The sequence below is a fragment of the Pseudomonas sp. 10-1B genome (genome assembly GCF_000935045.1).
Taxonomy (GTDB): Bacteria; Pseudomonadota; Gammaproteobacteria; order Pseudomonadales; family Pseudomonadaceae; genus Aquipseudomonas.
Genome location: NZ_JYKS01000031.1, coordinates 143,147 through 161,521 on the forward strand (window position 1 = coordinate 143,147; position 18,375 = coordinate 161,521).

The 18,375-nt window shown below is 64.5% G+C and carries 15 protein-coding genes; 9 read left to right on the forward strand and 6 right to left on the reverse strand.

Annotated elements, in window-relative coordinates; translation table 11 throughout:
• Positions 1–194 precede the first annotated feature (194 nt).
• The gene (locus TZ03_RS17740) at positions 195–1,376 is read right to left on the reverse strand and encodes a trans-sulfuration enzyme family protein (protein ID WP_051099510.1); all 1,182 of its coding nucleotides are present in this window, start codon (positions 1,374–1,376) and stop codon (positions 195–197) included.
• A gap of 92 nt (positions 1,377–1,468) precedes the next feature.
• Between TZ03_RS17740 and TZ03_RS17745 the strand changes: the two genes are divergently transcribed.
• Entirely contained in the window at positions 1,469–1,930 is a 462-nt protein-coding gene (locus tag TZ03_RS17745) for an Lrp/AsnC family transcriptional regulator (protein ID WP_051099511.1), read from the forward strand.
• A 127-nt stretch (positions 1,931–2,057) separates the two neighbouring features.
• Here the strand turns inward: TZ03_RS17745 and TZ03_RS17750 are convergent, their stop codons facing one another.
• Complete coding sequence (locus TZ03_RS17750) at positions 2,058–4,388, reverse strand: FdhF/YdeP family oxidoreductase (protein ID WP_051099512.1); 2,331 nt, start codon at positions 4,386–4,388, stop codon at positions 2,058–2,060.
• A 354-nt stretch (positions 4,389–4,742) separates the two neighbouring features.
• Here TZ03_RS17750 and moaA point away from each other — a divergent pair, with 354 nt between their 5' ends.
• Complete coding sequence (gene moaA / locus TZ03_RS17755; protein WP_082056649.1) at positions 4,743–5,747, forward strand: GTP 3',8-cyclase MoaA; 1,005 nt, start codon at positions 4,743–4,745, stop codon at positions 5,745–5,747.
• A gap of 20 nt (positions 5,748–5,767) precedes the next feature.
• Entirely contained in the window at positions 5,768–6,667 is a 900-nt protein-coding gene (locus TZ03_RS17760; RefSeq protein WP_051099513.1) for a bestrophin family protein, read from the forward strand.
• 206 nt (positions 6,668–6,873) lie between these two features.
• Here TZ03_RS17760 and moaB read toward each other — a convergent pair whose 3' ends face one another.
• A complete protein-coding gene (gene moaB, locus TZ03_RS17765) occupies positions 6,874–7,413 on the reverse strand; it encodes a molybdenum cofactor biosynthesis protein B (protein WP_051099514.1) in 540 nt (179 codons plus the stop codon).
• A gap of 276 nt (positions 7,414–7,689) precedes the next feature.
• Here moaB and TZ03_RS17770 point away from each other — a divergent pair, with 276 nt between their 5' ends.
• Positions 7,690–8,577, forward strand: coding sequence for a LysR family transcriptional regulator (locus TZ03_RS17770; protein ID WP_051099515.1), 888 nt, complete (start codon positions 7,690–7,692; stop codon positions 8,575–8,577).
• On the opposite strand, the gene TZ03_RS17775 is transcribed toward TZ03_RS17770, so the two are convergent.
• Positions 8,565–9,347, reverse strand: a complete 783-nt coding sequence (locus tag TZ03_RS17775) for an AraC family transcriptional regulator (RefSeq protein WP_051099516.1) — start codon at positions 9,345–9,347, stop codon at positions 8,565–8,567. The genes TZ03_RS17770 and TZ03_RS17775 overlap by 13 nt on opposite strands.
• Before the next feature lie 375 nt (positions 9,348–9,722).
• On the opposite strand from TZ03_RS17775, the gene TZ03_RS17780 reads away from it, so the two are divergent.
• The 5 genes from TZ03_RS17780 to TZ03_RS17800 all read left to right on the forward strand — a co-directional run bounded on the left by TZ03_RS17780 (position 9,723) and on the right by TZ03_RS17800 (position 16,722).
• On the forward strand, positions 9,723–11,339 hold the full coding sequence (locus tag TZ03_RS17780) for an APC family permease (protein WP_051099517.1): 1,617 nt from the start codon (positions 9,723–9,725) through the stop codon (positions 11,337–11,339).
• A gap of 432 nt (positions 11,340–11,771) precedes the next feature.
• A complete protein-coding gene (locus TZ03_RS17785) occupies positions 11,772–12,698 on the forward strand; it encodes a 4-hydroxyproline epimerase (RefSeq protein WP_051099518.1) in 927 nt (308 codons plus the stop codon).
• Positions 12,699–12,744: 46 nt separating this feature from the next.
• Entirely contained in the window at positions 12,745–13,692 is a 948-nt protein-coding gene (locus TZ03_RS17790) for a dihydrodipicolinate synthase family protein (RefSeq protein ID WP_051099519.1), read from the forward strand.
• A 202-nt stretch (positions 13,693–13,894) separates the two neighbouring features.
• Positions 13,895–15,472 carry an aldehyde dehydrogenase (NADP(+)) gene (locus TZ03_RS17795; RefSeq protein ID WP_051099520.1) on the forward strand — a complete coding sequence of 526 codons (1,578 nt, stop codon included), beginning with the start codon at positions 13,895–13,897 and terminating at the stop codon, positions 15,470–15,472.
• 2 nt (positions 15,473–15,474) lie between these two features.
• Positions 15,475–16,722: an NAD(P)/FAD-dependent oxidoreductase gene (locus TZ03_RS17800; protein ID WP_051099521.1), complete on the forward strand. Its 1,248-nt coding sequence runs from the start codon at positions 15,475–15,477 to the stop codon at positions 16,720–16,722.
• Positions 16,723–16,848: 126 nt separating this feature from the next.
• Here TZ03_RS17800 and TZ03_RS17805 read toward each other — a convergent pair whose 3' ends face one another.
• Together TZ03_RS17805 and TZ03_RS17810 are read right to left on the reverse strand one after the other, a co-directional pair.
• Positions 16,849–17,466: a helix-turn-helix transcriptional regulator gene (locus TZ03_RS17805; protein ID WP_051099522.1), complete on the reverse strand. Its 618-nt coding sequence runs from the start codon at positions 17,464–17,466 to the stop codon at positions 16,849–16,851.
• Positions 17,466–18,104: a hypothetical protein gene (locus TZ03_RS17810; RefSeq protein WP_051099523.1), complete on the reverse strand. Its 639-nt coding sequence runs from the start codon at positions 18,102–18,104 to the stop codon at positions 17,466–17,468. Before TZ03_RS17810 ends, TZ03_RS17805 begins: the two co-directional genes overlap by 1 nt.
• Positions 18,105–18,375 lie beyond the last annotated feature (271 nt).

Sequence of the window (18,375 nt, forward strand, 5' to 3'; positions counted from 1 at the left end):
CTGGACTGGCCTCATCGCCGGCAAGCCAGCTCCCACATGAACCGCGCAAACTGTTTAGATTTTGAGGAAGACAGTTGCTCCCACCTCGACCACATAGGCCTCAAGCCCTGTGCAGCACCTGTGGGAGCTGGCTTGCCGGCAATGAGGCCAGTCCAGGCAATACAAGACTGTTGCCCCACAAGACTGCGTTTTAACTAGCCAGCCGCTGAAGCCTTCAGGGCACCATCCAAGTCCTCGATCAGGTCGCGGTAGTCCTCGATCCCCACCGACAGCCGCAGCAGGTTCTCGCTGATCCCCATCAGGCCCTTCTGCTCCGGGCTCAGCGAGCAGTGCGACATGCTCCAGGAGTGGTTGATCATGCTCTCCACCCCGCCCAGCGAGTCGGCCAGCACAAAGATCTGCAGCGCTTCCACCAGGCGGTTGAGTGCCGCCCGGTCGCCCTTGACCCTCATCGCCACCACCGCCCCGCCGCTGCGCATCTGGCGCTTGCACAGTTCATGCTGCGGGTGGCTTTCCAGCCCTGGGTAATACACCTGCTCGACCTGCGCATGGCTTTCGAGGAAGCGCGCCAGCTGCAGGGCATTGGCACACTGGCGCTCCATACGCACATCCAGGGTCTTCAGGCCGCGCAGGGCCAGGTAGCAGTCGAACGGCCCCTGCACCGCGCCAATCGCCATGCTGATACGGCGCAGGCGCGCCAGCAGCGCATCGTTGGCTGCCACCACCACACCACCGGTCAGGTCGGAGTGGCCGCCGATGTACTTGCTGGCCGAGTGCATCACCAGGTCCACGCCCAGGGTGATCGGGCGCTGGTTCCAGGGCGAGCAGAAGGTATTGTCGATGCAGGTGAGGATGCCCCGCGCCTTGGCCAGGTCGCACACCGCCTTGATATCGACCAGGTGCAGCAACGGGTTGGTCGGCGATTCGATCCAGATCAGCTGGGTTTCTGGCTTGATGGCGGCGGCCACCGCCTCGAGGTCGTTGAGGTCGACATAGGTGGTGGTCAGGCCCGAGGTGCGGCTGCGGAAGTCTTCCAGGATGCGGAAGGTGCCACCGTACACGCCGTTCATCACCACCACATGGGCGTCCTTGGGCAGCAGTTCGAGCACCGTCGCCGTGGCGTTCACGCCAGACGCACAGGCGACCGCGCCTACACCTTCTTCCAGGGCGGCGACACAGGTTTCGTAGGCATGCCGGGTGGGGTTGCCGACCCGGCTGTAGGAGTATTCCGGCTTGTCGTCCAGGCTGCGCTTGGTGAACGAGCTGGCGGTGACGATGGCCGGGAAAATAGCGTTATCGGCGACGCTGAACTGGTCGCCGGCGTGGATGGTACGGGTGGCAAAATTGCGCGGCTTTTCGGACATGGTCAGGCCCATTGGCAAAGTTAAGGCTGCCACTATCGCACAACACAATTGTTCCGGCCTTGGGGTAATCTGTGAAATATTTTTCTCCACGGCCACTGCGCGATATGGACAGTTTCGACCAGCACATTCTTACCCTGCTTCAGCGCGACGCCTCGATCTCGCTCAAGGACCTGGCCGAGGCCGTCAACCTGTCCACCACACCGTGCTGGAAGCGGGTCAAGCGCCTGGAGGAAGACGGCTACATCCTCGGCCGCGTCGCCCTGCTCGACCCCGAACGCCTGGGGCTGGGGTTGACGGTGTTCGTCCAGCTCAAGACCCAGCGCCACGACAGTGCCTGGCTGGAGCAGTTTGCCGCGACCGTGACCGGGTTCGAGGAGGTGATGGAGTTCTACCGCATGTCGGGGGACTGGGATTACATGTTGCGGGTGGTGGTGGGGGATATTGCGGCGTATGACCGGTTTTATAAAAAGCTGATCACCAGTACCGATGGGCTGTCGAACATCACGTCCAGTTTTGCCATGGAACAGATGAAGTACACCACGGCCTATCCGGTGCACCGTTCCTGATTCCTGTATGGCAGTACTGGCCCTATCGCCGGCAAGCCAGCTCCCACAGGGACCTCACAGAGCCCGAGCCTTGTGCAGTACCTGTGGGAGCTGGCTTGCCGGCGATAGGGCCCTTTCAAGCAACCAATCAGTCCGAAGCCAACACCGCCGCAATCCGGTTCCCGGGCTTGGCTTTCTCGACCTTGATCGCCACGAACTTCGAGGTCGGCGTATAGGTGCCCTCGCCATAACTTTCCAGCGGCACCAACGGGTTGGTCTCCGGGTAATAGGCCGCGGCCTGCCCCTCGGGCACGTCGTACGCCACCAGGCGGAACCCTGACACGCGCCGCTCCACACCATCCTCCCACAGCGACACCAGGTCCACCTGCTCGCCCGGCTCGAAGCCCAGGCGGCGGATGTCGGCCTCGTTGACGAACACCACTTCGCGCAGGCCGAACACCCCGCGGTAGCGGTCGTCCAGGCCATACAGGGTGGTGTTGTACTGGTCGTGCGAACGCAGGGTCTGCAGGATCAGGTCGGGCTTGTCACCACGGGCCAGCACCTTGGCATTCACTAACTGCTCCGGCAGCTTGTGCGGGCTGAAACGCGCCTTGCCGGTAGCCGTGCGCCAGGTACGGTCAGCGGCGTTGTTGCCCAGGTGGAAACCACCCGGGTGCTGCAGGCGCTCGTTGAAATCGGCAAAGCCGGGGATTACATCGGCAATCATGCTGCGGATGCGGCCGTAGTCGGCCACGGCATATTCCCAATCGATCGGCTGTTTACCCAGGGTCGCCTGGGCCATGCCGGCGATGATCCACGGCTCCGAGCGCAAATGCGGCGAGCGTGGGCGCAACTGGCCGTGGGAAATGTGCACCATGCTGAAGGTGTCCTCCACGGTCACGCCTTGCGGCCCGCTGGCCTGCATGTCGATTTCGGTGCGGCCCAGGCATGGCAGGATCAAGGCATCGCGGCCGGTGACCAGGTGCGAGCGGTTGAGCTTGGTGGAAATCTGCACGGTCAGCGCACATTTGCGCATGGCTGCATGGGTACGTGGGGTGTCTGGCGTGGCCTGGGCAAAGTTGCCACCGAGGCCGATGAACACCTTGGCCTGCCCCTCCTCCATGGCCTTGATCGCCAGCACCGCATTGTGCCCGTGGGCGCGCGGCACACGGAACTGGAAGCGTTTTTCGATGGCATCGAGCAGCGCTGGCTTGGGCTTTTCGTCGATGCCCATGGTGCGGTCGCCCTGCACGTTGCTGTGGCCACGCACCGGCGACAGGCCGGCGCCGGGCTTGCCAACGTTGCCGCGCAACAGCTGCAGGTTGACGATTTCCTGTACGGTCGGTATCGAATGGCGGTGCTGGGTGACGCCCATGGCCCAGCACATGATCACCCGCTCGGCCTTGCGGTACATGCGCGCAGCCAGCTCGATCTCGGCCTGGGTCAGCCCCGACTGGTCGACGATATGCTCCCAGGGCGTGGCATCCACGATTTCCAGGTAAGCGTCGACGCCGCTGGTGTGCTCGGCGATGAAGGCATGGTCGAACACCGCCGGCTGGCCGTTGGCCTGGGCCTCACGTTCCCACTGCAACAAATACTTGGCGATGCCACGCATCACCGCCATGTCGCCACCCAGGGCCGGGCGGAAGTAGGCGGTGTTGGTCGGCTCGGAACCATTGCTGAGCATCTCGAACGGGTGCTGCGGGTGCTGAAAGCGCTCCAGGCCGCGTTCTTTCAGCGGGTTGAAGCACACCACCTGGGCACCGCGCTTCACCGCCTCGCGCAGCGGTTCGAGCATGCGCGGGTGATTGGTGCCAGGGTTCTGGCCGATGACGAAGATCGCGTCGGCCAGCTCCAGGTCGTGGAACACCACGGTGCCTTTGCCTACGCCGAGGGTTTCCGACATGCCTGCGCCGCTGGCCTCGTGGCACATGTTGGAGCAGTCGGGGAAGTTGTTGGTGCCGTAGGCGCGAACGAACAATTGGTAGAGGAACGCCGCCTCGTTGCTGGCCCGCCCCGAGGTGTAGAACTCGGCCTCATCGGGCGATGCGAGTGCGCGCAGGTGCTGGGCAATCAGGGCGAAGGCTTCTTCCCAGCTGGTTTCGACATAGTGGTCGGTGGCCGCGTCATAGCGCATCGGGTGGGTCAAGCGGCCCTGGTACTCCAGCCAGTAGTCGGTCTGCTCGGCCAGGGCGCTGACGCTGTACTTGGCGAAGAACGCCGGGTCCACCGAGCGGCCAGTGGCTTCCCAGTTGACCGCCTTGGCACCGTTTTCGCAGAACTTGACCATGTCGTTTTCCGGCGACTCGCCCCAGGCGCAGCCGGGGCAGTCGAAGCCGCCGTTCTGGTTGGTCTTGAGCATGGCCCGCAGGTTCTTGAAGGCATTTTCGCTGCCCAGCCAGCTCTTGGTCACGCTTTTCAGCGCCCCCCAGCCGGCGGCGGCGCCTTTGTAGTCCCTGATGTGTTCGTCCTGGCTCATGCGATGAATCCTCACGCGCGGTGCTTTTTTTCAGCCTATGGAGCGTGGGGTAGGGGCGTCCAATCGAAAGATCTTACGGCGTGATAGATGGTTTCGATCATGGGCCGGGAATGGGGTTGCAGCATTCGCGGGCACGCCCGCTCCCACAGGATTACCTTGAACCTCAGCCCTGCGGTTTGCCTGTGGGAGCGGGCATGCCCGCGAATGATGCGGTGCGGTCCAGGCTTTGAAATGCTTGGCCTGCAGCTTGATAGAGACCATCGATCATGCAGTCGGGCAAAGCAATTTGACGGGCCCGCAGCCAGGTTATAGCTTGGAGTCGTGTCCCCACCCATTCTAAATTCGAGCGCGAACGTGGAACAGAACAGTCGGCCCCTGATCGACGGCTTCAACCGGAAAATCGACTACCTGCGGATGTCGGTCACCGACCGCTGCGACTTCCGTTGTGTCTACTGCATGGCCGAAGACATGCAGTTTTTGCCGCGCCAGCAGATCCTCAGCCTCGAAGAACTGTTCCAGGTGGCCGAGCGCTTCGTCGCCCTTGGCACCCGCAAGATCCGCCTCACCGGTGGCGAGCCACTGGTGCGCCAGGGTATCGTTGAGCTGTGCGGGCGCATCGCCGCCCTGCCCGGCCTGCGCGAGCTGTGCCTGACCAGCAACGGCTCGCAACTCGGGCGCCTGGCCCAGCCGCTGTTCGACGCCGGCGTGTCGCGCCTGAACATCAGCCTCGACAGCCTGGATGCCGCGCGTTTCAAGCAACTGACCCGCACCGGCGACCTGCACCAGGTAATCGCCGGTATCGACGCCGCCCGCCAGGCCGGGTTCAAGCGTACCAAGCTCAACTGCGTGGTGCTCAAGGGCCGCAACGACCATGAGCTGGTCGACCTGGTGCGCTTTGCCATCGACCGCGAGCTGGACATCACCTTCATCGAAGAAATGCCGCTGGGGGTGATCAGCGAACATCAGCGCGGCGAGTCATTCTGCTCCAGCGACGAAGTACGTGCGCGTCTGGCCGAACAGTTCACCCTGATCGAATCGACCGAGTCGTCCCAAGGCCCGGCCCGTTACTGGCGCTTGGCCGAAGCGGCCAGCACCCGCGTCGGCTTCATTTCGCCGCACAGCCATAACTTCTGCGCCACCTGCAACCGCGTGCGCCTCACCGTCGAGGGCCGCCTGCTGCTGTGCCTGGGCAACGAACACTCGGTAGACCTCAAGCACGTGCTGCGCGCCCACCCGGGCAACCCTGAACGCCTGGAAAAGGCCATCCGCGATTCACTGCACCTCAAACCCTATCGCCATCACTTCGAAGTGGGTGGCGAGGTGCAGATCCTGCGCTTCATGAACATGACCGGCGGCTAGGCAGCCGTCTCTGGATTTCCATGATCGTCCACCCTACTCCTGATGTGCTGCGTGTGTTGTTCACCCTGAAGGGTTCGATCGTCAAGCGCATTGCGCTGCGCTGCCTGATGGTGACCCTGCTGGCCGCACTGATCGTGCTGGTCGAACGGCACTTCCCAGCGTTTTTCTACCCGGTCAGCGCCACACCCTTCACCTTGCTGGGCCTGTCACTGTCGATTTTCATGAGCTTTCGCAACAACGCCTGCTACGACCGCTGGTGGGAGGGGCGCAAGGCCTGGGGCAAGCTGATCATCGAAACCCGCTCGTTCGTACGTGAAAGCGTGGTGATCGCCGACCCGGCACTGCGTGCCGAGCTGCTGCGCAGCCTGTGCGGTTTTGCCCATGCGTTGAATGCGCGGCTGCGCAACGAGGATGAATTGGCGGCCGCGCGGCCGTGGCTGCCCCGGCCCGACGCGATCAGCCCGCACAACGTGTGCGATGCCATTCTGGGTGATGTTGGCGGGCAATGTTCGCGGCTGGCTGAACGGGAGCAGATCAGTGATTGGCGCTACAGCCTGCTGGAACAACGGCTGGTGGGCCTGAGCGAGGTGCAGGCCACCTGCGAGCGGATCAAGGGCACGCCATTGCCGTTCCCCTATACGCTGTTGCTGCACCGCACCATCTACATTTTCTGCCTGCTGCTACCGTTTGCCCTGGCCGAGCCGCTGGGCTGGCTGGCGCCGCTGTTCACTACCATCGTCGGGTACACGTTCTTTGGGCTGGATGCGATAGGCAACGAACTGGAAGACCCGTTCGGGCGCGATGAGAACGACCTGCCGACCGATGCCCTGGTACGCACGGTGGAGCGCGATGTGCTGGCGGGGTTGGGGGAACAGCAGTTGCCGCCGGCGTTGTTGCCGGTGGGGCATGTGTTGAGCTAAGGGCCCTATCGCCGGCAAGCCAGCTCCCACCTCGACCGCATGGGCCTCAAGCCCTGTGCAGTACCTGTGGGAGCTGGCTTGCCGGCGATGAGGCCAGTCCAGGCAATACAAGACAGTTGCTCCCACAGGTGTATCACAGGTTCTGAAATCTGTGTGGTCCCTGTGGGAGCTGGCTTGCCGGCGATAGGGCCGGTACAGGCTGAAGGTCAGCCCCGGCTCGCACAGGCCTCGATCGGCAGCAGGTGCTTGACGAAATTGCACGGCCGGTGCCGCGCATCCAGCTGTTCCACCAGGATTCCCTCCCACGCCGTACGGCAGGCCCCGGTGGACCCTGGCAGGCAGCACACCAGCGTCCGGTTGGACAACCCGGCCAAGGCCCGGCTCTGCACGGTCGAAGTGCCGATATCCAGAATCGACAAAGCCCGGAACAACTCGCCAAAGCCATCGATACGTTTGTCCAGCAGGCACTCGACCGCCTCCGGCGTGCTGTCGCGCCCGGTAAAGCCGGTGCCACCAGTGATCAGCACCACCTGCACCTGTTCATCGGCAATCCAGGTGGCGACCTGGGCGCGGATCTTGTATAGGTCATCCCTGAGCAGCGCCCGCGCCACCAGGCGGTGACCGATCTCTACCGAACGGCTGGCCAGCAGTTCGCCAGAGGTGTCATTGTCGTAGGTACGGGTGTCGCTGACAGTCAGCACGGCGATGTTCAGCGGTACGAAGACCGCATCGGGTTGGACGCGCACGATTGAAGCTCCTTGAATGTATTTTGGTCACGCTAGAGGCATGGCCCCCGCGGCGTCCAATCGATATGGCGAACTGTTCCATCGACAAGGTCTATCGCTGCCTGTACTGGCCCTATCGCCGGCAAGCCAGCTCCCACAGGGATATCACTGCCCTCAAGGCCTGCGCCGTACCTGTGGGGGCTTGCCGGCGATAGGGCCAGTACAGGCAACATCAAAAAATGGCCAGCCACCGCAGACTTGGTTAAGGTCAACACACTCAGCACGCCAGGCATTTCCATGGACATCAAACAGCTCAAGTTCCTCATCGCCCTCGACAAGACCCGCCACTTCGGCCAGGCGGCGGCGCTGTGCCATATCACCCAGCCGACCCTGTCCATGCGCCTGCGCAACCTGGAAGACGAACTGGACCTGGTGCTGGTCAAGCGTGGCCAGCGCTTCGAAGGCTTCACCGAGGCCGGCGAACGCATCCTGGCCTGGGCCCGCACCTTGCTCGCCGCCCACGACGGCCTGCAGGCCGAAGCCGCCAGCTGCCGTGGCCAGGTGGTCGGCAGCCTGCGCCTGGGCACGGTGCCCCTGGCCAGCTTCAACCCCATGCACCTGTTGCTGCCACTGCGGGAAAAATACCCCGAACTGCACTTCCAGCTCAGTTCGTTGAGCTCGGAACAGATCATCGACGGGCTCAGCCGCAACCAGCTCGACCTGGGCATCTGCTACCTGGACCAGATCAACACCAGCTTCTTCGAAGTGATCGAGCTGGACATCACCACCATGGGCCTGCTGCATGACACCCGGCACTTCCAGTTCGCCAGCGACACCCTGTGCTGGGACGAGCTTGGCGATATTCCGCTGGGGTTGCTGAGCAAAGGCATGCACTACCGCCAGTCGCTGGACCTGAGCTTCCGCAGCCGCGGCCTGGAGCCGAATGCGGTGCTGGAAAGCGACTCGACCTTCCAACTGATCCAGGCCATCAACACCGGCATGTGCTGCGCGATCATGCCGCTGCACTGCGGCCTGGAGGACCTCAGCGAGCACCTGCGCATCCTGCCGGTGGCCGACGCCGCCATCCACAGCCCGGTCGGCCTGCTGCTGCGCCGCAGCGAGCCGCGTTCGGCGATTGCCGAGCAGTGCTTTGACGAGGCGCGGGCGCTGTTTCAGGCCAACTGATCGCTGGTCGCCTGGCGATACTGACGCGGGGTAAAGCCGGTCAGTTGCTTGAACTGGCGGCTGAAGGCGCTGTGGTCGGTATAGCCACAGCACATTGCCACTTCGGTGATCGGCAGTTCCGAATGCAGCAGGCGGTGGGCATGCTCCAGGCGCGCCTTGTGAATCATCTGCCGCGGCGTGAGGTGGAACACCCGCTTGCAGTAGCGCTCCAGCTGGGCCACGGAAATACCGGCGATACGGGTCAGCTCACGCATGCTGATCGGCTGGTGGAAATGCAGGCGAATGTACTCGTCCACCGCCGCCAGGCGTTGGTAGGCGGGGTGGCTGTCGGCGGCTGACTGCAGGTCGACCGAAATGCCGACCAGGCCGATGATTTCGCAGGCAGGGTTGTACAGCGGGCGCTTGTGGGTCAGGCACCAGCCGGGCTCGCGGCTACCGTACAGGTGCAGCTCCAGCTGGTCTTCCAGCACCAGGCCTTCCTTGAGCACGCGGCGGTCCTGCTCGGTGTAGCCGGGGCCCAGCTGTGCCGGGAACACTTCGGCGCTGGTCTTGCCCAGCAGCGGCTGCAAGCGCTTGAGGCCGCAGCGCTGGACCAGGGTGTTGTTGGCCAGCACGTAGCGGGCGGCCGGGTCCTTGATGAAGATCGCGGCGTTGGGGATAGCGTCGAGGATCGGCAGTAGCAGGGATACACCGGCTAGCAGGGCCTCGAGGGTGGCGGGGCGGTGCTGGTCGAGGGACTGGTAGAGGGTTGCCAAGGGATTGTCGGTCATCTTCGGTTCTCTGCTGGCAGCGCCTGCCTCTTCGCGGGCTCGCCCGCTCCCACAGGTGCCCCACAAATTTCAAACCCTGTGCTGTATCTGTGGGAGCGGGCATGCCCGCGAAGAGGCAGGCACTGCGATTACATCTCTACAGCCCTTATGCGGTATGGCTTTCAGCCTATCCAGCGCCCTTCCAGCGCGCCACTGCTTTTTTGCAACTATGCCGATTTCGTCATCCCCCTTGCAGAAAAGCATCAAGAACCGTCGCCCCGATCGGTCCACTCTATGCCCCACGCAAGCCGCCCAAGTCCTACAAGAGCGCGGCCTGAAAAGCCGCATCTCGTGACATCAGACCTGCCTATCCAAAACCTACAAAAAGGCGAACCCATGTCAGGCAAATTCAAGAAACAGTTGTCATTGCTGGACCTCACCTTCATCGGCCTAGGCGCCATCTTCGGCTCCGGCTGGCTGTTCGCCGCCAGCCACGTCTCGGCCATCGCCGGCCCGGCCGGCATCCTCTCCTGGTTCCTCGGCGGCTTCGCCGTATTGCTGCTGGGCATCGTCTATTGCGAGCTCGGCGCCGCCCTGCCCCGCGCTGGTGGCGTGGTGCGCTACCCGGTGTACTCGCACGGCCCGCTGCTGGGCTACCTGATGGGCTTCATCACCCTGATCGCCTTTTCCAGCCTGATCGCCATCGAAGTGGTCGCCTCGCGCCAATACGCCGCCGCCTGGTTTCCCGGGCTGACCAAGGCCGGCTCCAGCGACCCGACCGTGCTCGGCTGGCTGGTGCAGTTCGCCCTACTGGGGCTGTTCTTCTTCCTCAACTACCGCAGCGTGAAAACCTTCGCCAAGGCCAACAACCTGGTCAGCGTGTTCAAGTTCATCGTGCCGCTGCTGGTGATCGGCGTGCTGTTCACCTTCTTCAAGCCGGAAAACTTCGAGGTCCAGGGCTTTGCTCCATTCGGCTTGTCCGGGGTGGAAATGGCCGTGTCGGCCGGTGGCATCATCTTCGCCTACCTGGGCCTGACGCCAATCATTTCAGTAGCCAGCGAGGTGAAGAACCCGCAGCGCACCATCCCGATTGCGCTGATCCTCTCGGTGCTGCTGTCCACCGCGATTTACGCCCTGCTGCAGTTGGCCTTCCTTGGCAGCGTGCCGACCGAAATGCTGGCCGACGGCTGGGCCAGCGTGACCAAGCAACTGGCCCTGCCCTACCGTGACATCGCCCTGGCCCTGGGTGTGGGCTGGCTGGCCTACCTAGTGGTGGCCGACGCGGTGATCTCGCCCAGCGGCTGCGGCAACATCTACATGAACGCCACCCCACGCGTGGTCTATGGCTGGGCGCAGACCGGCACCTTCTTCAAGTACTTCACCCGCATCGACGCAGAGTCCGGCATCCCGCGCCCTGCGCTGTGGCTTACCTTTGGCCTGTCGGTGTTCTGGACCCTGCCATTCCCGTCGTGGGAGGCGCTGATCAACGTGGTTTCCGCGGCCCTGGTACTGAGCTACGCCGTTGCCCCGGTCACCGTCGCCGCCCTGCGCCGCAACGCACCGGGTATGCCACGCCCGTTCCGGGTCAAGGGCATGGGCGTGCTCGGCCCGCTGTCTTTCATCATCGCTGCGCTGATCGTCTACTGGTCCGGCTGGAACACCGTGTCGTGGCTGCTGGCCCTGCAGATCGTGATGTTCGTGCTGTACCTGCTGTGCAGACGCTTCGTGCCCACCCAGCACCTGTCGCTGGCCCAGCAAGTGCGCTCGTCGGCGTGGCTGATCGGCTTCTACGCGGTGACCATCCTGCTGTCGTGGCTGGGCAGCTTCGGTGGCCTGGGGGTGCTCGGCCACCCGTTCGACACCGTGGCCGTGGCCATCTGCGCACTGGGCATCTACTACTGGGGCGCGGCCACTGGTGTGCCTGCCCACCTGGTGCGCTTGGAAGGCGAGGATGAAAGCGAAGCTAGTCATGAGCCGCTGGTAGCCCAACGTCCCGCCGCACTGGCTCGGTGAAGGCTACTGGCCCTATCGCCGGCAAGCCAGCTCCCACAAGTACTGCACAAGCCTTAGGAACAGTGGAGCACCTGTGGGAGCCGGCTTGCCGGCAATGAGGCCCGCACAAACAGCACAAGACTTGGCTCCCACAAGTACTGCACAAGCCTTAGGAACAGTGGAGCACCTGTGGGAGCCGGCTTGCCGGCGATGAGGCCCGCACAAACAGCACAAGACTTGGCTCCCACAGGTACTGCACAAGCATTAGGAACAGTGGAGCACCTGTGGGAGCCGGCTTGCCGGCAATGAGGCCCGCACAAACAGCACAAGACTTGGCTCCCACAGGTACTGCACAAGCATTAGGAACAGTGGAGCACCTGTGGGAGCTGGCTTGCCGGCGATGAAGCCCGAACAAACAGCACAAGACTTGCTGATCAAAGAATGGACAAGCTCATGAAACAGATTCACGTCATCGACTCGCACACCGGCGGCGAACCCACTCGCCTGGTAATGAAAGGCTTCCCGCAACTGCACGGCCGCAGCATGGCCGAACAGCGCGACGAACTGCGCGAGCTGCACGACCAGTGGCGGCGGGCCTGCCTGCTGGAACCACGCGGCAACGATGTGCTGGTCGGTGCGCTGTACTGCCCAGCGGTATCGTCCGACGCCACCTGTGGGGTGATCTTCTTCAACAACGCGGGTTACCTGAACATGTGCGGCCACGGCACCATCGGCCTGGTCGCCTCGCTGCAACACCTGGGCCTGATCGCACCGGGCGTGCACAAGATCGACACCCCGGTAGGCCAGGTCAGCGCCACCTTGCATGAAGACGGCGCCGTCACCGTTGGCAACGTGCCCTCCTACCGCTACCGCCAGCAGGTGGCGGTAGATGTGCCCGGCCATGGCGTGGTGCACGGCGACATTGCCTGGGGTGGCAACTGGTTCTTCCTGGTCGCCGAACACGGCCAGCGCATCGAACTGGACAACCGCGAAGCGCTGATCGAGTACACCTGGGCCATGCTCAAGGCCCTCGAAGCGCAGGGCATCACCGGCGAAAACGGCGCGCCCATCGACCACGTCGAGCTGTTCGCCGACGACGCTAACGCCGACAGCCGCAACTTCGTGATGTGCCCCGGCAAAGCCTACGACCGCTCGCCCTGCGGCACCGGCACCAGTGCCAAGCTGGCCTGCCTGGCCGCCGACGGCAAGCTTGGCGAAGGCCAGACCTGGGTACAGGCCAGCATCACCGGCAGCCAGTTCCATGGCCGCTTCGAGCATGACGGCGAGCGTATTCGCCCATTCATCACCGGCCGCGCCTACATGACCGCCGACAGCACCCTGCTGATCGACGAACAAGACCCGTTCGCCTGGGGCATCTGACCCCGGCCATTTCTTACCAACCCGAATTTCGCCAGGAGTAACGACAATGACCAACAACATCTTCACCGGCACCATGCCCGCCCTGATGACCCCATGCACCGCCGAGCGCAAGCCGGACTTCGATGCCCTGGTGCGCAAGGGCCGCGAACTGATCGAGGCCGGCATGAGCGCCGTGGTGTACTGCGGCTCGATGGGTGACTGGCCGCTGCTGACCGAGGCCGAGCGCCAGGAAGGCGTGGCACGCCTGGTGGCTGCCGGCATCCCCACCATCGTCGGCACTGGCGCGGTGAACACCCGTGAAGCGGTATCTCACGCCGCGCACGCAGCCAAAGTCGGCGCCGCCGGCCTGATGGTCATCCCCCGCGTGCTCAGCCGCGGCGCCTCGCTGATCGCCCAGAAGCACCACTTCTCGGCCATCCTCGCCGCCGCGCCGAAGCTGCCGGCAGTTATCTACAACAGCCCGTACTACGGCTTCGCCACCCGCGCCGACCTGTTCTTCGAGCTGCGCCGCGAATTCCCCAACCTGATCGGCTTCAAGGAGTTCGGCGGTGGCGCCGACCTGCGCTACGCCGCCGAGCACATCACCTCCAAGGATGACGACGTGACCCTGATGGTCGGCGTCGACACCCAGGTGGTGCATGGTTTCGTCAACTGCAACGCCACCGGCGCCATCACCGGCATCGGCAACGCCCTGCCACGGGAAGTGCTGCAGCTGGTGAGCCTGAGCAAGCAGGCGGCCAAGGGCGACGCCCGCGCCCGCCGCCTGGCGCGTGAGCTGGAGGCGGCACTGGCTGTGCTGTCATCGTTCGATGAGGGCTGCGACCTGGTGCTGTACTACAAGCACCTGATGGTGCTCAACGGCGACACCGAATACAGCCTGCACTTCAACGACACCGATGCCCTGACCGACGCCCAGCGCAACTATGCCGAGCAGCAGTACGCGCTGTTCCGCAGCTGGTACGCCAGCTGGTCGGCCGAGCAGAACCTGGCCTGAACAGCCACTGCTTGACTCTGTGGGAGCGGGCATGCCCGCGAAGCAGGCTCCGCGGTGCATGGCACCGGCTGCGCCGGTGTTCGCGGGCACGCCCGCTCCCACATTGATCGGCGTATGCAGGTCAATTGCAGGAGCGGCCTTGTGTCGCGAAAGGGGCGCATAGCGCCCCCACAATCCAGAATTTTTCTCCCAAGGAGGCTCCATGACCCTGACAGGCAACCTGCTGATCGGCCAGACGCCGGTAACCGGCAGCCGCGAAGCCATCCGTGCCATCGACCCGGCCACCGGTCAAACGCTGGAACCGGCCTACCTCGGCGGCACCGGCGAACACGTGGCCCAAGCCTGCGCCCTGGCCTGGGCGGCGTTCGATGCCTACCGCGAAACCTCGCTCGAACAACGGGCACAATTTCTCGAAACCATCGCCGCCGAGATCGAAGCCCTTGGCGATGCCCTGATCGACCGCGCCGTGGCTGAAACCGGCCTGCCCAAGGCGCGCATCCAAGGCGAGCGGGGCCGCACCTGCACCCAACTGCGCACCTTCGCCCGAGTGGTGCGGGCCGGTGAATGGCTGGACGTGCGGGTCGATAACGCCCTGCCCGAACGCCAACCCCTGCCACGCGCTGACCTGCGCCAGCGCCAGGTGGCGCTGGGGCCGGTGGCGGTGTTCGGCGCCAGCAATTTCCCATTGGCGTTCTCGGTGGCCGGTGGCGACACCGCCTCGGCATTGGCGGCTGGCTGCCCGGTGGTAGTCAAGGCCCACAGTGCCCACCCGGGCACCAGTGAGCTGGTCGGCCAAGCAGTGGCACAAGCGGTGAAACAATGCGGCTTGCCGGCTGGCGTGTTCTCACTGTTGTACGGCGCGGGCCGTGAAGTCGGTATTGCGCTGGTCAGCGACCCGCGCATAAAGGCCGTTGGCTTTACCGGCTCGCGCAGCGGGGGTGTCGCACTGTGCCAAGCAGCCCAGGCCCGCCCAGAGCCGATCCCGGTGTACGCCGAAATGAGCTCGATCAACCCGGTGTTCCTGTTCGATGCCGCCCTGCAAGCCCGCGCCGAGGCACTGGCGCAAGGCTTCGTCGCCTCGCTGACCCAGGGGGCAGGCCAGTTCTGCACCAACCCCGGCCTGGTGATCGCCCGCCAGGGGCCGGCGTTGCAGCGTTTCATCAGCGCCGCCAGCGAACACGTGCGCCAAGCCGCCGCGCAAACCATGCTCACCCCGGGCATCTTCAGTGCCTACCAGGCCGGTATCGGTGCCCTGACGGAAAACGCCAATGCTCAGGCCGCAGCCCATGGCCAGGCCGGGCAAGGCCCCAACCAGTGCCAGGCGCAGCTGTTCGTGACCCAGGCCGAAGCCTTCCTGGCCGACCCGGCGTTGCAGGCCGAGGTGTTCGGTGCAGCGTCGCTGGTGGTGGCGTGCGCCAACGATGAGCAGGTGCGCCAGGTAGCCGAGCACCTCGATGGCCAGCTGACCGCCACCCTGCAACTGGACGAGGCCGACATCGACAGCGCCCGCGCCCTGCTGCCCACCCTGGAACGCAAGGCCGGGCGCATTCTGGTCAATGGCTGGCCAACCGGCGTCGAGGTATGCGATGCCATGGTGCATGGCGGGCCGTTCCCGGCCACCTCCGATGCCCGCACCACCTCGGTAGGCACGGCGGCGATCCTGCGCTTCCTGCGCCCGGTGTGCTACCAGGACTTCCCTGATGCCCTGCTGCCCCAGGCGCTGAAAAACGGCAACCCGCTGCAGTTGCGGCGCCTGCTTGACGGTAAACGGGAAGGCTGAGCATGGTCGAAACCGCTGAAACCGACATCGCCGTAGTCGGCGCCGGTATTGTCGGCGTCGCCTGCGCCCTGCAACTGGCCCGCCAGGGCCGCCGGGTAACGCTGGTCGACCGCCAGCCACCCGGGCACGGCGCGTCCTACGGCAATGCCGGGCACCTGGCCACTGAGCAAGTATTCCCGATTGCCGACCTGTCGATCCTCAAGCGCCTGCCGCGCATGCTGCTCGACCCGATGGGCCCGCTGCGCCTGGACTGGAAGTACCTGCCCAAGGCCATGCCATGGTTCACCCGGCTGCTGCTCAACCTGCGCCCGGCAGCGTTCCAGCGCAGTGTGGCCGGCATCCGCGCATTGAATGAAGGCAGCCTGGGCGCCTGGCAGCGTCTGTTGGGCTCGATCGGGCGCAGCGAACTGTTCCAGGAGGATGGCTCGTTGCTGGTGTTCGAACGGCCAGAATCGCGGCAGGCGCTGGAGGCCTTGCGTGCGCGCATGCAGCAGCAGGCAGTATCCGTGGATTTCTGGTCGGCGGATTCTGTACGCGAAGCGGCGCCACAGCTGAACCCGTCATTGCTAGGTGGGCTGTTTTTTCCGAAGACCGGACACTTCATCGACCCGTACCGGGTGGTCTGCGAATTGTTCGAAGCGGCCAAGGCCAGCGGCGTGCGTTTTGTCCAGGCACAGGTCGAGGGTGGCCAGTTGCGCAGCGACGGGGTCAGCCTGGCCAGCAACCAGGGCACGCTCAATGCACGCCAGGTGCTGGTCAGCTGTGGCGCGCATTCAGCACGACTGACCGCCGCACTGACCGGCAAGCGGGTACCGCTGGACACCGAGCGGGGCTACCACCTGATGCTGCCTGGCGAGCAGCAGCGCTTGCCGTTTGCGGTCACCTCGCTAGAGCGCAAGTTCATCATGACGCCCATGGCCGAAGGCTTGCGCCTGGCGGGCACGGTGGAATTCGCTGGGCTGGATGCGCCGCCTAGCATGCAGCGGGCGTGGCAGTTGCACCGCTTGAGCAAGGGCTTGTTCCGCCAGGAGTTGAGTGTTGAAGGGGCGACGCCGTGGATGGGCTTCCGGCCCTCGTTGCCGGACTCGCTGCCGGTGATCGACCGGGTGTGTGATGGGCGGGTGCTGTTGGCGTTCGGGCATCAGCACCTGGGGTTGACCCAGGCGGCGGTGACGGCGGAGTGGGTGGGACGGTTGGCTGAGCGGGCCGAAGGGGCCGGGATGTCGGCTTACCGGTTGGATCGGTTTTAGCTTCGGGGGCCGCTGTGCGGCCCAATCGCGACACAAGGCCGCTCCCACCTCGACCGTATAGGCCTCAAGCCCTGTGCAGTACCTGTGGGAGCCGGCTTGCCGGCGATAGGGCCGGAGCAGGCAATATCAATCTTCTTTCTTGCCCAGGGCAAACCGGCAAACCTGCCCGCCCCTGAGCATGCACTCCTCATGGCTGACCTCGGCCCCACCCAAGGCCCCGATCAGCGCCAGATCCAGCTCGCACACCACCGGATGCACCTTGGCCAGATGATGGAACACGCAATTGTGCGCAACGATCTGCGGCTCGCCCGCCGAACGGAAGAACACCTGTGCCTCATATCCGGCATTGTTCATGTGCTCGACGATGCGCGCTTCATCCACCACCTGGTGCTCCAGGTCCGCCGCCAGCTTGCGCCCCAGCTGGCGCATCAGCGCCAGCAGCGCCTCCTGGCCCATCAAGCCTGCCACTTCACCGATCAGCAGGTTGGCCAGCAGCGGGTACTGGCGGGGGAACAGTTCGCGGGCATGTTCGGTCAGCTCGTGCAACTGCTCCGGGCGACGTCCGGTGGGCCGGGTAGCGCCGCGCTTGACCAGGCCGTCGCGCTCCAGCGCGGCCAGGTGCTGGCGCACCGCCGTGCGGGTGATGGCCAGGGCCTGCGCCAGGTCGTCGATGCTCATGCCGGCCGGCTGGTGCAACAACGCGTGGAGCAGGTCCTGTTGGGTACGGCCCAGGCCTTCGAGCATCAGAACTTGTCCGGGAACTGTTTGACCAGCGCCGCGGCCAGGGCGTCGGACAGGGTCAGGATATGCTCACGCATCATCGCCCAGGTACGCGCCTCACCGGCATAGTCAGCGGCCGCCAGCTGGTCGATCTGCGCCACATGGTGGCCGCCGTGGGCGCTGAGCAGCGTCAGCAGGGTCGCTTCGGGCAGATACGGGTTGGCCTTGGCCAGGAAGGCGGCGATGGCCTTGGCATTGCTGGTCAGCTCGTCGACGGCAGCTTGCTGGCCCTTCTTGTCCTTGCCAACGGTTGCATCGCTGTAATGCTTGATCGCGCCCCAATGGCCGGCCAGCAGTTTCAGCAACTGGTCGGCGGCGGGCTGGCCGTACAACGGGGCGATGCTGTTCGCGATCCTGGTGGCATCGGTGACCACTTCCTTGGCGGCGACTTCGGCCTGCCTGGCGTTGCCTGCCTGGTTGGCGACAGCGTAGTTGCGGACCCAGAAGATGTGCTCGACCCACAGGTCGCGCAGGGCCATGCGCGTGGTCAATGCAGCGGATTCAGCGGGGGTTGCGGCGGGCGTAGCGGTGGAGTGGCTCTGGCTCCATGCCGGCTGGGCGCACAGGGCGAGCAGCAGTAGCGCGGCAATCTTGATGTCCATGACGGCACCCTCCTGGAGGGGATCGACTGACAAGATTAATTTAAGCATCAAAATATGTTTTTATTGGTTGCTGTGAAGGTTTCCGATCAGTGGTTTCCTGTGCCGGCCTCTTCGCGGGCTTGCCCGCTCCCACTGGTACACCACAGTGTTCGGAGCTGTGGCGTACCGGTGGGAGCGGGCAAGCCCGCGAAGAGGCCGGCACAGGCAAAAAAAAACCACGAGGTCTCCCCCGTGGCTTCTTTCACAACAATGGCCGATTACAGCGCCATGT

Bases quoted from the DNA above. Each gene is read 5' to 3' on its own strand.
- TZ03_RS17785 (WP_051099518.1), top strand. From the start codon at position 11,772: ATGAAACAGATTCACGTCATCGACTCGCACACCGGCGGCGAACCCACT.
- TZ03_RS17750 (WP_051099512.1), bottom strand. From the start codon at position 4,388: ATGAGCCAGGACGAACACATCAGGGACTACAAAGGCGCCGCCGCCGGC.
- TZ03_RS17795 (WP_051099520.1), top strand. From the start codon at position 13,895: ATGACCCTGACAGGCAACCTGCTGATCGGCCAGACGCCGGTAACCGGC.
- TZ03_RS17810 (WP_051099523.1), bottom strand. From the start codon at position 18,104: ATGGACATCAAGATTGCCGCGCTACTGCTGCTCGCCCTGTGCGCCCAG.
- TZ03_RS17770 (WP_051099515.1), top strand. From the start codon at position 7,690: ATGGACATCAAACAGCTCAAGTTCCTCATCGCCCTCGACAAGACCCGC.
- TZ03_RS17740 (WP_051099510.1), bottom strand. From the start codon at position 1,376: ATGGGCCTGACCATGTCCGAAAAGCCGCGCAATTTTGCCACCCGTACC.
- TZ03_RS17780 (WP_051099517.1), top strand. From the start codon at position 9,723: ATGTCAGGCAAATTCAAGAAACAGTTGTCATTGCTGGACCTCACCTTC.
- TZ03_RS17745 (WP_051099511.1), top strand. From the start codon at position 1,469: ATGGACAGTTTCGACCAGCACATTCTTACCCTGCTTCAGCGCGACGCC.
- TZ03_RS17790 (WP_051099519.1), top strand. From the start codon at position 12,745: ATGACCAACAACATCTTCACCGGCACCATGCCCGCCCTGATGACCCCA.
- TZ03_RS17760 (WP_051099513.1), top strand. From the start codon at position 5,768: ATGATCGTCCACCCTACTCCTGATGTGCTGCGTGTGTTGTTCACCCTG.
- TZ03_RS17805 (WP_051099522.1), bottom strand. From the start codon at position 17,466: ATGCTCGAAGGCCTGGGCCGTACCCAACAGGACCTGCTCCACGCGTTG.
- TZ03_RS17775 (WP_051099516.1), bottom strand. From the start codon at position 9,347: ATGACCGACAATCCCTTGGCAACCCTCTACCAGTCCCTCGACCAGCAC.
- TZ03_RS17800 (WP_051099521.1), top strand. From the start codon at position 15,475: ATGGTCGAAACCGCTGAAACCGACATCGCCGTAGTCGGCGCCGGTATT.